13 protein-coding genes are annotated in these 14,372 nt (G+C 46.2%); 1 reads left to right on the top strand and 12 read right to left on the bottom strand.

What is annotated here, in order from left to right; all coding sequences use genetic code 11:
• Positions 1–22: 22 nt before the first annotated feature.
• The 8 genes from B5P39_RS16390 to B5P39_RS16425 all read right to left on the bottom strand — a co-directional run bounded on the left by B5P39_RS16390 (position 23) and on the right by B5P39_RS16425 (position 11,189).
• The gene (locus B5P39_RS16390) at positions 23–2,023 is read right to left on the bottom strand and encodes an RNA-binding domain-containing protein (protein ID WP_088212295.1); all 2,001 of its coding nucleotides are present in this window, start codon (positions 2,021–2,023) and stop codon (positions 23–25) included.
• A 134-nt stretch (positions 2,024–2,157) separates the two neighbouring features.
• Entirely contained in the window at positions 2,158–3,465 is a 1,308-nt protein-coding gene (locus B5P39_RS16395; protein ID WP_088212296.1) for an McrC family protein, read from the bottom strand.
• Positions 3,465–5,768 carry an AAA family ATPase gene (locus B5P39_RS16400; protein ID WP_088212297.1) on the bottom strand — a complete coding sequence of 768 codons (2,304 nt, stop codon included), beginning with the start codon at positions 5,766–5,768 and terminating at the stop codon, positions 3,465–3,467. Before B5P39_RS16400 ends, B5P39_RS16395 begins: the two co-directional genes overlap by 1 nt.
• 401 nt (positions 5,769–6,169) lie before the next feature.
• The gene (locus B5P39_RS16405; protein ID WP_088212298.1) at positions 6,170–7,246 is read right to left on the bottom strand and encodes a Fic family protein; all 1,077 of its coding nucleotides are present in this window, start codon (positions 7,244–7,246) and stop codon (positions 6,170–6,172) included.
• Positions 7,233–8,477: a restriction endonuclease subunit S gene (locus B5P39_RS16410; protein WP_088212299.1), complete on the bottom strand. Its 1,245-nt coding sequence runs from the start codon at positions 8,475–8,477 to the stop codon at positions 7,233–7,235. Before B5P39_RS16410 ends, B5P39_RS16405 begins: the two co-directional genes overlap by 14 nt.
• The gene (locus tag B5P39_RS16415; RefSeq protein ID WP_088212300.1) at positions 8,467–10,038 is read right to left on the bottom strand and encodes a type I restriction-modification system subunit M; all 1,572 of its coding nucleotides are present in this window, start codon (positions 10,036–10,038) and stop codon (positions 8,467–8,469) included. Before B5P39_RS16415 ends, B5P39_RS16410 begins: the two co-directional genes overlap by 11 nt.
• 342 nt (positions 10,039–10,380) lie before the next feature.
• Positions 10,381–10,680 (bottom strand): type II toxin-antitoxin system HicB family antitoxin, encoded by a 300-nt coding sequence (locus B5P39_RS16420; RefSeq protein WP_088212301.1) that lies wholly within the window; start codon positions 10,678–10,680, stop codon positions 10,381–10,383.
• Positions 10,681–10,772: 92 nt separating this feature from the next.
• Entirely contained in the window at positions 10,773–11,189 is a 417-nt protein-coding gene (locus tag B5P39_RS16425) for a helix-turn-helix domain-containing protein (protein WP_088212302.1), read from the bottom strand.
• A gap of 159 nt (positions 11,190–11,348) precedes the next feature.
• Between B5P39_RS16425 and B5P39_RS16430 the strand changes: the two genes are divergently transcribed.
• Positions 11,349–11,732, top strand: coding sequence for a hypothetical protein (locus B5P39_RS16430; protein WP_088212303.1), 384 nt, complete (start codon positions 11,349–11,351; stop codon positions 11,730–11,732).
• 171 nt (positions 11,733–11,903) lie between these two features.
• On the opposite strand, the gene B5P39_RS16435 is transcribed toward B5P39_RS16430, so the two are convergent.
• From B5P39_RS16435 to B5P39_RS16450, 4 genes are all read right to left on the bottom strand, one after another.
• Positions 11,904–12,557, bottom strand: coding sequence for an HGGxSTG domain-containing protein (locus B5P39_RS16435; RefSeq protein ID WP_088212304.1), 654 nt, complete (start codon positions 12,555–12,557; stop codon positions 11,904–11,906).
• A 177-nt stretch (positions 12,558–12,734) separates the two neighbouring features.
• Entirely contained in the window at positions 12,735–13,481 is a 747-nt protein-coding gene (locus B5P39_RS16440; RefSeq protein ID WP_254915800.1) for a YagK/YfjJ domain-containing protein, read from the bottom strand.
• 374 nt (positions 13,482–13,855) lie between these two features.
• Entirely contained in the window at positions 13,856–14,080 is a 225-nt protein-coding gene (locus tag B5P39_RS16445; RefSeq protein WP_088212306.1) for a helix-turn-helix transcriptional regulator, read from the bottom strand.
• A gap of 9 nt (positions 14,081–14,089) precedes the next feature.
• Positions 14,090–14,299, bottom strand: a complete 210-nt coding sequence (locus B5P39_RS16450; RefSeq protein WP_088212307.1) for a helix-turn-helix transcriptional regulator — start codon at positions 14,297–14,299, stop codon at positions 14,090–14,092.
• Positions 14,300–14,372: the final 73 nt, after the last annotated feature.

Below are 14,372 nucleotides of genomic sequence, written 5' to 3' on the forward strand. Positions count from 1 at the left end.
AAAAATACAATGGCGCTTTGCTTTAAAGCACATAATTGCGAGTGCGATAAGCCTGCTTTTCATGCGTCGGTTTAGTTGGAAACGCTAGTGCTATTGTTTTGGCTTTTACCATCTTACTGAGATACTGCTGACGTAAACCATCTGGATTACGCTTTACCAAGGCTGCTAACACCGACAATGTTAAAAATTGCTCCCTGCACAGTTGCATTAGTACCTGCTCCATTTGTTGGGGGCTCAATTTAGCCTTGATTCTGGGTAACTCAGCTATTTGCTCGAGTTCCGCTTTAAAATCAATGTTCAAGGTATCAAGGTCATCAATAATAGGCGCATCCAAATGTTCACTTAGCAACCTTCCAAGGTGATCTCGGCTTGAATCTTCGCTTGTTACTACATCCTCACGCTCGACTAAATACTCGGAGCTGGTGGTCAAATATTCGGAGCTCTCATCGTTATACTCGGAGCTGCTCCCAATATATGAAGCTCCCGTAAACGTTGGTGCGTTAAACACCTGCTCAGGCGTGGGTAAGGTTTCCCCTGGCAGAAAATACACAGTTCCTCTAGATTTACCATCTGACGTAAGCATGCCATCTCTTACCAACGTTGCTAGAAGTAAGGTTAAATCGTGTGAGTGCGAATCAGTTAATTCAAGCAATCGGTTGTGACTTACAACTTTTTCAATTGCTGCGGTCACTACAATTAAACGGCTTGTCCTATCCAAATTATCGAAGCGCGCACCGAACTTAACCCTCATGCTATCCACGACATCAATTGGCAATAAATCAGCCATGTGTAGCATAAGCTGTGTTTGCTCTGGCTCATCTTTCTCAACCAGCTGTGGTGGTCGCCAATCACAACTGCGCCAGCCACTGTAGATCTTAGGGATACCAGACCCTCCACGTTCTCCCAAACCAATGAGCAAAAACATTTGATGTAAGATGCGGTTGCGGCAATCTGTTTCACCACCCCGTATCACTTGTTCTATTGGCAAACGCAAACCGCCTGGATTACGGAAACCAAACATGTCAGGTCGTTTCACCACTAACACCGATAGGCGGCCACTGTAATCAGCATGAACCAAGGTGTTCACTAAAGCTTCACGCAAAGCAACATGTACTGGGGTATCGTCCTGACGCTGCCCATCTTTTAAGGAAAATGGCACCTTAAGATCCGAAACTAACTTACGATAAACTTTGCGGTAAAATTCAAATAAATTACCTGTCCAAGTGCCATCAGGTACTATTCGGTCAACCCAGCGTAATTCAGCTTTTGCTTCTGGTCGTTCTTGATAATCAACCAGATAATTAGGTAGCGCATCCTGGATAGCTAACCAGTTTCCAAACATTAGTAAGCCAGCTAACGTCAAACCCTCTTCGCCAGTTTGTCTGTCCTTGCGCCAGCCACGCAAACTTACTAAAAAATTAAAATCGTCTTGTTCTAAAAAAGGGTGTGCCGGCTTTTCATCTTTCAGCATCTGCCGGTAAATCCTTAAACTTTCGGGATCAATATCTGCCATCCCAAAACCCGGTAAAATTCGGGCATCACGTTCATCTTCTATTTGCTCTGCCAACATCCGTTTTACGGTTTCGTTGTCACAGCGTCTGTCACCCTCATGCAATCGGCGAAAGGTATTACCCAGTGGCTGGCCGTTTAAATACACCGGTTTTTGCTTGCGGTTTGCAGCTGGTACAGTGACAACCATAATCTGCTTACCATCGACACTTACCGTAACGACATGGTGGTCATTAAGCAGGTTAACACTGACCTTAGTAGGGTTATTTAAGGTGTTAAATAAATCCGTGCGCAGCTTATCGGGGTTATTCACCCCGGCAAGGCTAAAGTGGCCATTTTTCTCGCGTACACCCAGCAGCACCACGCCACCATAGGCATTGGCCATAGCAGAGTAAGTCGGCCAAAAGTCTTTTGGTAGCTCGCCGTTACCATCAGCACCTTGTGCTAGTTTGCACTCAACCTCATATGACTCGGCCAACAGGCTGATGTCTTCCAGGGTACGTAAATCAAACATTATTCCACCTCCGCTGATACCGCTGGGCCGTCTGGGGCGATGTCATAGCCGCAAATGTGGGTATAACCAATCTCACCTAACCAGCCTAGTGCCTCTTGTTCCAGTTGGTCTTCAGTCATGCATACAATCCTTGTTTACGCCGCCCTAGATGGTTCAGTTGCTAAAATGGACTTAGGTATTAGTGGTAATGACGACTGTCCACTGATCAGTTCATCACGTTCTAGGTCAAAAGGCCAGACGTGTAATACCAAATTATGATGAAAATCAAAAGGCTTTAAGGGTTCAGTGAACATGCTGCTTTTGGGGTAAATCAATACCATCTCCCCTTTACCGTCAGGCAAGTATTGCCGTGAATACGCTAACATCTGGTAAAAATCGCTCTCACTAAGATCGTATTTTGGACTAGCGGTACTGTTGACTCGTTTCCACTTGGTATCGAGTATCCAACGTTCAGCCCCTTTGCTGATTAACAAATCAGGCTCAAGTCGGAACATATTCTTATCGCCTTGCCTACATAGATATTTACTAGAAACCTGAGTTTGCAATTTGGCATTATCGGTCAGATGACGTTGCAATATGCGCGCAACATGCTGCTCAAATAGCTTTTCCATTGGGAAAAGCAAACTAATCCCTCGGTAATGACCACTCACAGCTAGTGGCATATGCTGATGCAAAATTAGTTCGCACCAAGGCTTGATGGGCTCGTAATGCGCCATCAGGCGGTCATGCTGCCAGCGGTTAAAATCAGCCTCAACATCGCGACTTTCAGGTAATTCATGCAGCATAGCCGCAAGTTCATGGGCAAGGCGCCAGTTAGCGGCCTCTTTGGCGTGTTCTAGTACCACCAGCAATGCTCGTTTCAGCAATCGGTTTTCCGGCCGGTTGGGTAAAAACACATCATGGCGAATTTGAAAAAAGTGCGCCCGTCCGGGAGGTTGGCGCATTTGGCGTACGACGTCCAGTTGGCCACGTAAATAACGCTGTTCCTCTTCTACGCGTTGATAATCAAACCTAAGGCCTCGTTTCAAAAGTCGCTCTAGCTGATGCAAAAACTGCCCCATTACCCACTCAGCTAATGGGGCATCATACAGCTCTAATCCGGCTTCTTCAGCCTCACGGCAGTTAAGCTGCAAACTGCTGGAAATTAACTTTTTGAGTAGGCTACGGGATTGCTTTTCACAATCCCCTTCCTCGAAGTGCTTCGGCAAAATCTCAATGACTTGGCCACAGGGGCTTTCAAGCACTCCGACAAAACTGTCGAGTCGTAACCAGCGCCTGTTTTCAAGTTGCAGCAGTTTGGCCCCGGAGCGGCTAAACCCTGCGGATAGCTCACACAACCAGTCAAAAGCCGATTCTGATATCTGCGCTTCATCCAGAGATGTGATTGCTAATGGCGCTGATGTTAACCGCGCATATTCGCGTACCACAACATGGTGTGGCATCAGCTCACAACCTCTTCTAGATCGACGTCATATACAGGGTCGTCAGCGGCTTCAATAATGTTGCTGGTGGCTACACTTACAATCCCCCTGTAAGCACTAATACGCTCAAAAGCATTATGATTTAAGCGCCATTGCGGCGTTTGGCGTAGTTTGTCACTTACCTTCGGGAATAGTGTCGAGAGATTCGTTTTATCCTCAACAATAAAAGCATCAACACTCACTTTACTCTGGTCATTCAGAACCCAGCGAATGCGCTCCCAATCTTCAAAAAAGTATTCTTGAAGTAGCGGAATAATATTTTGCTTAAAAATGTCGCCGAGCTTAGCGAGTGTGGGCTTATCAAACAACGGCATAAAGTAGGCGTGCCCCAAACAGTGGTCCCTGTCCAGCAGCACTGTAATCCGTTCATTCATCACCTTAAGCAATTCCTTGATGTTTACCCCCTCAATGTTGAGGTTTGTGAATAGTTCTGGTCTGGGGGGCATTTCTTTAAAGGTAAAGCGGCGGCGTAGCGCAATATCCAGCCCAGCTAGTGAGCGGTCAGCGGTATTCATGGTGCCAATCAAATACACATTGCTTGGCACTTTAAATGGCTTTTTAGAGTAAGGTAGCGTCACTTCAAGCGCTTCTTGTGCACCGGCACGCTTGGAGGGTTCGATTAAGGTGATGAGCTCTCCAAAAATACGCGAGATATTGCCCCGGTTGATTTCATCGATAATAAGTACGCGTTTATTATGCTCTGGGGTTTGGTGTTCGGTGGTTGCTGGTGCAAGCAATCGTTCAAGTTTGGCTATCTCTAGCGTAGGAGCTTGTAGTTTGTATAGCGTCATCTGACTGAATTGACCATCCAACAACTCGGAGTGTGGTAAGGATGGGCTGTATTGACGAAGCCATTTCACGGAGCGCATCTGTGCGTAGTTACCATCATATTCGGGGTTTGGCAGATACGCATAATCACCAGTGATTTCACCTATTGCACGGAATTTAAAATTACCGTCACTAACAATAACTAGGTCGCCTTTATTCATTTGAGTGACAAATGCATTCACACTGGTCACTTGATAGTCGTTAGGGCCTTTAAGTGTTACGCCAGCGTTTACAAATTTTCGTTCCACTTCTTGCCGATTGTGGCAACCCGAAAAATCAATTTCATCTCCGTAGCCAAGTAAAACACAATTGCCGTTAATGCAGTCATCATAAACCGTGGCATCTGAACCTAGAGTATTACCCAGTGACATTTTCCAAATTCGTCGTCCTTCAAGGGATATCGAGCCTTCAATGCTCCTAGTTACTTTAACATCCGCTGTTAAGCACATATTTTTGAATACCCCATCAACTACCTGATAACGCAGTTGCCCTTTTTGCTCATCGGTATCCACTGTCTCAGCTCTAAGTCCTTCAACAAAGTCTTCATAGCTAAAGCTTTGGTGAAAGGTGACAAATCGAATGCGTTCTTGCTGTTTAAGCTCATCAAAACGTGCTTTTAGCACTTCACGGGCCTTGCACTTATCTGCCCAATTGCTGCTGGTAGAGTATGCGGTATCAAATTGCTCAACAGCAGCTGGGTCTAATATTTCTAATGCGGCTCGTACCGTTTCATGGGTTTTTCCCGTGCCAGGTGGGCCAAACAGGATTTGATTGAGTGGTACTTTAATGTCTGGCATAGGCTCTTCTGCGCTTCTTTGGATGATATCGATGGGTGATGAGGTTACAGAATTGGGTTTGATTTCAGATACGAAGTAGAGAGCTTCATCAGATGCGTCTTTACTGATATAAATCGTTTTTGGAGCCTGATACTGTGAGAATCGGCTATTAAATCGTGCTTGTATCCGGTGATACTGACTTAATACGCATGTTTCGACTTGTTCGCCATCAGGCCATCGCAGCTTGAATTTTTTGGGGCTGACACCGGTATTATCGGCAATAAACTCTGGGCTAAAAAATGCCATCTGCTCACGCTTTATGGCGATATAGCCGTTCCTAATAGCACCTTCTTTTAGCTCGACCTCAAGCCATTGCTCAGTATTATCCAGTTGTAAGCTACGTTGTAATTCAACCCATTCTCTTAAGCCGCTTCGGGCGCTACCATTGTTTTGATCGCCAATATCCCGATATTGCCCTGTGGTGCCATAGTCTTGCCATAAGCGTTCCAGCACCTCGATATCGGTGATTAAAAACACTTCTTGTCCTACATGACGGGAAATTGTATTTACGCCTGATACATAGGCATTAATGGTGTTTTCCGTGCGTCCTTTTCGACTTAAATAATCGCGATATGCTTGCTTATTCGCTTCAAGCGTCATTGTTTCCTTACCTTTTTCTGTCCTAGCGCCTTATCATCGCTATCATGGTTGTTCCAACATCCAACCGTTTTTGAGCTTAAAAAATGAGAGAGCCTCAAGCTAGGCGCAAGGGTGCCTTGTGGAGTCTTTTTTTAGTAAAAAGTGATATATGTTTAAAAACCACTTTTAAATCGACACGTTTTTATCACCTGTTGATGCTGTCGACATAAACACAAAACGTGTTTAAAAATTACCTTAAAATCGACACGTTTTAGTGATATGTCGATGTTGTCGACATAAATACAAAACGTGTTTAAAAATCACATTAAAATCGACACGTTTTAGTGATATGTCGATGCTGTCGACATAAACACAAAACGTGCTTAAAAATCACTTAAAAATCGACACGTTTATATGCGCCGTTAGCGGGTTAACTCGGCAAACAGCGCATCATTGATATAATATTTCTCCCGGCCAATGGGCATTTCACGTAATACACCCAGCTCAGCAAGTACCTGCAAGTAACGTGACGCGGTTTGGCGTTTAGCGATACCCGCATCGACCACGAATGCGATTTTGGTATAGGGTTGCTGGAAGATCACCTCAATAAGGTCTTTACTATAAACGCCTTCAGCTTCACGCTGAACGCGTTCACGGGTGTTTTCCATCAGGTCGAGAATGCGCACCACTTGGTCGTAGGTTTGCTGTGCGGTTACCTCGACAGCCCGTAGCATAAACAGCAACCAATTTTCCCAGTCTTGCTCTTCAGTCACCCGTCTTAGTCCACGGTAATAATCGGCGCGATGAGCGATGATATAGCGCGACAAAAACAACATAGGCACATCGAGTAAGCCCTGCTCAACCAGATAGAGCAAATTCAAAATCCGCCCAGTACGGCCATTGCCATCGGGGAAAGGATGAATAGCTTCAAATTGGTAGTGCATAACCGCCATTTTTACGAGGGGATCGAGTCCATCATCGGCATGGATAAACTGTTCAAGATTCGAGAGCTTATCGCGGATAACCTTCTCACCTACTGGTGGGGTGTAGACGACTTCGCCTAGCTCGTTTTTCAGTGATGTCCCCGGAATCGCGCGGATACCAATATCCACCAGCTTGATAAAACGTACTAGCTCGATAAACAGATTGGTATTGAGAGGCCGTTCTTTGAGTGCCCGAAATCCAAAGGTGAGTGCTTCACGATAGCGGAGCACCTCTTTGGTATGGGGGGCAGTTTTGCCATCGGGATCGGCAGCAGCGCGGTACAGTTCATCATTAGTAGTGACAATATTTTCAATTTCAGAAGATAAGCGCGCCTCTTGCAGCACGATGCTGTTAATCAGCAATCCCTGATTGGGGATTTTGGCCGTTAAGCCTCGCAGGTTGGCTAACACCCTATTCGCCGAAATCGCCTGCTTAAGCACGGCTTTAGTTTCTAGCTCAATAGCGGGGGGTAATAATGGCAGCTCATTGTAGGGCTGGTGGCTATTTAGCGGCATAAATATCCTCCTCTAATATTGCTTGGGCGTCAGGTAAGCGGAGTTTGCCTGATATTAGGCGCGGTAGCAGGGTATCGCGCAGGGTGGCGAGGGTTTGGGCTTGCTGGCTATTAGCCTGAATTTTCAGATATAGCTCGGCAACTAGACTGTCAAACTCAATAAGAACTTCATTTGGGGGCAAAGCACGCTGCTGTGCGCCAAGATCTTTTTGGGTCAAAAGCGGCTGGGTAGAGCCACGATTTAATGAGTGTACATCAATGGCCAACAGCCAATTTAAAGAAAAATAGAAATTGGATTGATCCTTTGGTGTTAGAACAAGCACATTATCTGAAGCCCAGAATGGTGGAGTAGCAATATGCACTTTACCAAGTGTACCGACTCGGCCTGTCAGTATTTTCTTTAAATCAAATAATGACTTATCTGTGTAGCCCATGACACCCGCGCCACCATATAAAGGTACTTTTGCCCCTTCACATTCAACATCTGAACGAATCTCAGGGCGTTTTCCACTTGCGATTTGGCAAATTTCACTCAAACAAGAAACAGTCCACCCCTCAGGGATTGGGCCATGGGGGGAGTCGGTGAAGGTGGCTGGGAATAGGGCCTGTATTTCTGGGGGCAGGCTTGGGGCTTGCGTGCCTGCGTTGGCATGCACCGGATCAAAATCCACAAACCACGATTTAAACAACGCCTGCGCAATCGCCTCTAAAGTGGCATTGGTTTCTCGGAGGAGTGCGATGCGGTCGTCTAAAGAATCAAAGAAAGCTGATATTGTTCGTTGCTCTGAGATGGATGGGTAACGCAATTCGATTCTATCCATCATTCCGAAAGTGATTGCAGGCATCGTTGAGGAAGATTGTGAACCGCGCAGATAATCGAAAACTTTTTTTGAATCTAAAATTCGATAAAGAAAACCAGCATCAACTTCAGAGGTTTTCAGATTCACTTTAAACAAATTGTTGGCAATAAAGCCAGATATACCGCGAACTACTTTCCCCGCTGTTTGTGAGCCATATCGAATCATTACAATATCGTCTGGTGTAACAGAGTAACGAGCTCCTGGATTCTTAATGTATCGAACTGGTTCACTTGGATTCGTGTAGTCAATTATCCTAACGAAACGGCCAGAGTCACTAGTAGGTTCTAAAAATTGATCTTCGGGAATTACCTGAATTCCCTGAGAGTAATTTGCAATTTCAGATAGAAAAACGCTTTGCCAATCAGAACTCATAACCCAGCCCTCCCAACTTCTGCCGAATTACCTGGTCCAGTTCTGCGCCCTTGGCCATTTGATCGGCCAGCTTTTCAGTGAGCAGGGTCATTTTGTCAGCAAAAGCTTCGTCGCAATCTTCCACTTCTTCTGCACCAACATAACGGCCTGGTGTCAGCACGTGGCCATGCTCGGCAATCTCGCTAAGCGGCACGCTGCGACAGAAACCGGCGATATCCTGATAACCATCTTCAAAGCCTTCAACGCCGGTCATGTCTTCACCGCGCCAAGCCTTGGCGGTGTTGGCAATGTGGTCAATGGCGGCTTGGTCCAGCTCGCTTTGCACGCGGCTAATCATCTTGCCCAGTTTGCGGGCGTCGATAAACAGCACTTCGCCTTTACGGGCGGTTTTTTGTTTGGTTAAAAACCATAAACAGGCGGGGATTTGGGTGTTAAAAAACAGCTGGCCTGGCAGGGCCACCACCACTTCCACCACGTCGGCGTCGACCATGGCGCGACGGATATCGCCTTCGCTATTTTGACTGGATGACATAGAGCCATTGGCCAGCACAATACCGGCGCGGCCAGTGGGTTTTAAGTGATACAACATATGTTGCAGCCACGCATAGTTGGCGTTGCCTTGTGGCGGGTTGCCATACACCCAGCGCGGGTCGCCTTCTAAGCTGCCATGCCACCAGTCGCTGATGTTAAATGGCGGGTTGGCGAGGATATAGTCGGCGCGTAAATCGCTGTGCTGGTTCTTGGTAAAGGTGTCGCCTGGTTCACGGCCTAAGTTAAAGTCGATACCGCGAATGGCGAGGTTCATCGCCGCCAAGCGCCACGTGGTTGGGTTCGATTCCTGACCATAAATCGACACATCACCCAGTTTACCACCGTGCGCTTCGATAAACTTTTCTGACTGCACGAACATACCGCCCGAGCCACAGCATGGGTCGTACACTTTGCCTTGGTGCGGGTCGAGTACGGCCACTAAGGTGTTGACGATGGACTGTGGCGTATAGAACTGACCGCCTTTTTTGCCTTCGGCGCTGGCGAACTGGCCTAAGAAGTATTCGTACACCTGGCCCAAGATATCGCGGGCTTTGGATTGGTCTTCACCAAAACCGATGGTGGAGATTAAATCAACGAGCTCTCCTAACTTGCCATCTGGCAGCGGGGCGCGGGCGTAGCGTTTATCTAAAATGCCTTTGAGGCTTGGGTTTTCTTTTTCAATAGCGTCTAGCGCATCGTCAATTTGCTTACCAATATTGGCCTGTTTGGCATTCGCACGAAGCCCTTCCCAGCGGGCGGGTTCAGGCACCCAAAATACGTTGACCTCGATATAGTAGTCGCGCTCTTCGAGTTCTTCGGCGATAAAGTCAGCGTCGGCATCGTGTAAAAAATAGTCGTCGTTAACATCGACAAAGCGACGTTCAAGTTCGGCACGGCGGGCGGCAAAGGTATCGGACACGAACTTTAAGAAAATCAGCCCAAGCACTAAATGCTTATATTCGGCGGCGTCAACGTTGGCGCGTAGTTTATCGGCAGCGGCCCAGAGGGTCTTTTTAATATCGTCTAGCATATTAGTTCCATTTAAATATTGCGGTATCTGCTTAGGCTTTTGCGCGAGCCCTTAGTGTTGTGCTGGGCGCAGATACTTAATGTTTTAGGTTCAACTCGCTATGGTTGATTTGGGCAATTAGCGTTTGAATCTAGGGGCAGGAGAAGCCGAAACCGGCTCTCTTGGCTAAAGAGGGGGTAAGGCCTCACTGTCCAGCAAAATCGTAGACCGATTGTGCCATAGTTTTGAGATATCATCCCATAAGAAATAGTGAGATAAGTCGATAAATTTATTGTCGATAAATTGAGAAATAGGGGATGTCTAAGCTGGTAATGCCACGCTCCGAAAGCTGTTATCCACGCGTTAGCGTTCATCGCGTTGTGGTTGTTGAGCACTGCAATAGGGCTCGATGTTAACGTCGATAATCGCCCACGACCAGCCATGGTATTCAGGATCCATTTGTAACGTTTCTAAATTGCTTGCCTGTGGCGGTGGTATTTGGCGTTTAGCCAAATCTTCGAGATACATTTCAGCAGCCTCATGAGCGTTGTTAAGCGCTTCGTCTAGCGTGTCGCCTGCGGAAAAGCAATTCGGTAGATCGGGAAAGATAATCCCGTAGGCGTGTTCGTTGTCGCCCGTTTCGATTGCTACTGGATATAACATAGCCATTCCTTTTGAGTGATTTTTTCAGTACTGAGTTGCAAGCAATCGATTCTCAATCACGAGGGCAACTCTTGTTGTGGGGTGTTTCCGATTTAAATGAAAATTGCGCTGGGCACATTAAAGCGCGTGGCTAATTTTCGGAGTTGGGCAAGGCTTAATGGTATCTTTTCATCAATTATCAGGGAGACTGTTGTGGCGTCGCCGATTTCATGTTGAAAATCGGTAACCTTAAGTCCGTGCTGATCCATTAGCACGCGCAGCACGGCGGTACCTTTATCGGTATTCTTGACCGCGTTATTAAAATCTTTGAGTTCGTCACACTGTTCTTCGTATTCGTTAATCCTTAATACGAGTAAATCGAGCAGCAGCGCATTAGCATCTAAGTCGTCAATTAGCGCTTCAACTAAGTTGAGTGCCGCTAAATAGTCTTGTTTGCTGTTGATCCCACAGATGAATGGCATTTCGGTTTGTAAGTCGTCCACCAGCTTTTTTACTCGCGCAATATTCATATATGACGTTACCGATTAACCCGTTGCAAGCAATTATGCGCTTTGCTGGTTAAGTTCACAAATTAAACGGAATACCGAGGTTGCGTAATGGCAGAAAGAGAGCATTGTATTGATTAAGTTGGGTATTGGGATGCCAACATAATTGGATGGAGGTGAATAATGTCGGTTGTGCAACTGTTAGTCGATGGTGAGGTCGATGTGTTTTTGCTGGTGGCAAAGCCTTGGGGGACACGTCGCTCCTATGAGAAGGAGCTCCATTCAGCCTATCTATTTGACTCAGTTCCCCCTGAGTTCATCCGTCGACTTTCTCATATTCTTGATGGCGCAATGCTAAGTGGGCATATATCCCATGAGGGTGGTTGTGAAGTGATTTGCCCAATACCTCGAATGATTTCAGTTTTACGTGGCATGGGTTATGACGTCACCCCAGATGAAAACTACGATAGGATGCTTGAGCAGGCGGCTATTCCCCTTACCGCTGCGCAAAAACTCGCTAGGCAGGCTGATATCAAGAAAGAGCGCGACGAGGGTATAGTCTACTAGAGATTTGCGATTTAAAGCGCTGTAGTGGTAATGGCTCAGGCCTAAAAACGATTAGACCTGAGCAGGATTCAACGCAGATTGTTGACGTGGGGGTTGTTTATCCTTAACCGTAGAGGCGTTAAACGGGGCGTATTAAGCTAATTCGATCTTGGCCTAGTCAAGCGCTTTGCTTTAATCCCATAGTGTCATCTGATGCTGTTTAAGTTCCTTTTGATAATTGCGGACGAAAGCGCAATTGCGTACTCGATGGCTGTACTTATCCCCATGTTTGCGTTGAGCCCTCATATCAAATGTCATTTGTGCGGCGAATTGACTTGGAGTCAGCTCGGTTGATGTAAAAAAGATGGGTGGGCATATATGGGTTTGGACATGGAATGAGAGATGCTTGCTGCCGTCCTCTTTATAGAATTGGTCTAAGGCCGATTGGATCAACAACAGGGCTTCGGCTCCCTGACTTCTGGCGATAGCAAATTTGACCATTTCAAGCTCAACACGGTACTGATTTGTTAGTTCCATGGCCTCGTTGTAAGCCGTTCTATCGTTGACCACACAGAGTTCAATTAGCCTTAAATATGCGTTGACTGCGTTTTCGTAGTCCTCCTGTTTTATGTTCCCAAATCGCAGGTTATCGACATGCCAGATGGTGGAGTGCACTATCGCATTGGTGCGTATCTTCAGTTTTCCTTCCCTTGTTTTTGCCCCTGTTGAGCGGCCGCCATGGAGCTTGCAGCGGCCATTGGCTTTAGTGCCGTATCGTTGGCAACAAGAACCAGAGCGGGTTTTAGCGCCGCATTTAGGTAAGGTTGCGAGTTCGAATTTACTCATTGTCCCCTCTCTTATGATCATCGAGATGATCAGGATTTCTTCGGTTCATGGGCTTTGTTTTGCCATTTGCTAAGCGTTGTTTATTTATGATCAATGGGTTGTTCTTGATCCCCCTCCTAACTCCTGTTCGAGATTGTTTGTCGTTGTTTAATAAATCACCGGCAAGCTGATCATTTTTTAGATTGGTATGTGGCCGCTTCTCGGTTCATGGGGTGCTTGTAAGCCTCTATATGTGTGATCAAGCGGCATGGTATGTTCGAGTTCGGTTGCATCGAGCAGGTGCGATAGGCTGCTGCTCGATGCGATACATTCTTTCAACTGTTGACTATGGTCCAAGGTCACAAACCAGCCATATTTGGTCTTTGTCGCTGCTTTAGGATTAGCTGATGAGGTAGCGGGTGGATTAGCTTTATATAATTGCTTACGGCGCTTTTGTTCGAAGGTGATATTTGGATCAACCAGCATGAGATCCGTCGATAAATCAAAGCGTGCAGAAGGCTTGAGCTTATTGCTGATAAAGCCCTTCGCCTTTCCATTTAATTTTTTAGTATGTTCCTTAGCTAGGTAGCTGGAGCGGTATAAGGCCGCTTTTATTGAGGCCTTGTCGCCTCGCCGAATAATGCAATATGGCTTATCAACGAAGGCTACAGTGCCTTGCTCTTTCCACATGTTTTTGACAATCGAAAGGAGTTTTGAGGAATGCTGGACCCTATGACTGCTAAGCATTAGCTCGAGGTGATAATGTTCTTTGTCTGCACCGTCTTGCTCTCTCGCACAGTGAAAAATGATTTTTGTTCGGTATTTTGATGACAGCGTGCTCTCCAGATTTTTGAGAAACAGGCTGATGGCTTGATTATCTGCTGAGGCCGTTTGGGGATGTAAATCAATTCGACAAACTAACACCCTACAGTAATGGCTTAGCATTATCTCGTAGTCAGCGATAATGGTTTTAAGTGAGCGATAGTCAAGGTCTAGGGTCTTTGGCTTGTAGACTTCGTATGCGTGATTTTTATATGGGAATAAGGCCGAGTTATGGCTATTAATGCAAAACTGACGGTTTTGATTTCTCGAAGTCGATAGGGCGTTGGTAGTCACTGTTTGCTTTGTCATTTTATTATTCTTGAATATTTGACGGCCTGAACGATTGGCGCGGGTATATTATTTAATATCCGCCGTTGTTCGGGGCTGTGTAGTATTGATTAAGCTTGTTGGGTAAGGTTTGCAGCTCATTGACGTTGTTTAGTGCTGTTCACTGATTGACTCAAAGTGTGTCACGAGCTGCGCTAAAAAAAGCAGGCTTAACCTGCTTTTGAGTTTTGTTCGTTTAACCACTGATGCACATCTTTGAATAGCCAGCGCTGCCAGCCATGTTTTTTTATTTTCGGCGCTGGAAATTTCCCAGAATAAATCCATCTGCACAAAGTCGAGCGACTGATACCTAAGGCTCGTTGAATTTCACGCTTTGTTATGAGCCTGTTGTCGTCTAAATACATGGCAAGTAGCGTATCTGGTTTACTAATCATTTATCTCTCCTAATTGATACTTTCGCGGGTGTTTACCCATGCATTGAGTTCGGATAATAGCCAGCCGACATGATTGCTTTGTGGGTATAGCTGGCGGCGTTTTGGAAAAAGGCCTTTACGCTCTAGTTGCCATGCCGTTGTACGTGAGATCGAGGTAATATTTTTCCGTTCGGCTTCGCGTACAAGGCGATCTGAGGATTCGTGATTTGATGGGTTCATGTTCACTCCCGTTTAGGTTAGTTCGGGAGTGATTTTGTCGAAATGTAGGAGTGATGCTACCCCTTCTGCTAAG

Source organism: Shewanella sp. Shew256, from assembly GCF_002196695.1.
Taxonomy (GTDB): domain Bacteria; phylum Pseudomonadota; class Gammaproteobacteria; order Enterobacterales; family Shewanellaceae; genus Shewanella; species Shewanella mangrovisoli.

Excerpts from the sequence above, each read along its gene's own strand:
- B5P39_RS16390 (WP_088212295.1), bottom strand. The coding sequence starts at position 2,023 with ATGTTTGATTTACGTACCCTGGAAGACATCAGCCTGTTGGCCGAGTCA.
- B5P39_RS16395 (WP_088212296.1), bottom strand. The coding sequence starts at position 3,465 with ATGCCACACCATGTTGTGGTACGCGAATATGCGCGGTTAACATCAGCG.
- B5P39_RS16400 (WP_088212297.1), bottom strand. The coding sequence starts at position 5,768 with ATGACGCTTGAAGCGAATAAGCAAGCATATCGCGATTATTTAAGTCGA.
- B5P39_RS16405 (WP_088212298.1), bottom strand. The coding sequence starts at position 7,246 with ATGCCGCTAAATAGCCACCAGCCCTACAATGAGCTGCCATTATTACCC.
- B5P39_RS16410 (WP_088212299.1), bottom strand. The coding sequence starts at position 8,477 with ATGAGTTCTGATTGGCAAAGCGTTTTTCTATCTGAAATTGCAAATTAC.
- B5P39_RS16415 (WP_088212300.1), bottom strand. The coding sequence starts at position 10,038 with ATGCTAGACGATATTAAAAAGACCCTCTGGGCCGCTGCCGATAAACTA.
- B5P39_RS16420 (WP_088212301.1), bottom strand. The coding sequence starts at position 10,680 with ATGTTATATCCAGTAGCAATCGAAACGGGCGACAACGAACACGCCTAC.
- B5P39_RS16425 (WP_088212302.1), bottom strand. The coding sequence starts at position 11,189 with ATGAATATTGCGCGAGTAAAAAAGCTGGTGGACGACTTACAAACCGAA.
- B5P39_RS16430 (WP_088212303.1), top strand. The coding sequence starts at position 11,349 with ATGTCGGTTGTGCAACTGTTAGTCGATGGTGAGGTCGATGTGTTTTTG.
- B5P39_RS16435 (WP_088212304.1), bottom strand. The coding sequence starts at position 12,557 with ATGAGTAAATTCGAACTCGCAACCTTACCTAAATGCGGCGCTAAAACC.
- B5P39_RS16440 (WP_254915800.1), bottom strand. The coding sequence starts at position 13,481 with ATGCTAAGCCATTACTGTAGGGTGTTAGTTTGTCGAATTGATTTACAT.
- B5P39_RS16445 (WP_088212306.1), bottom strand. The coding sequence starts at position 14,080 with ATGATTAGTAAACCAGATACGCTACTTGCCATGTATTTAGACGACAAC.
- B5P39_RS16450 (WP_088212307.1), bottom strand. The coding sequence starts at position 14,299 with ATGAACCCATCAAATCACGAATCCTCAGATCGCCTTGTACGCGAAGCC.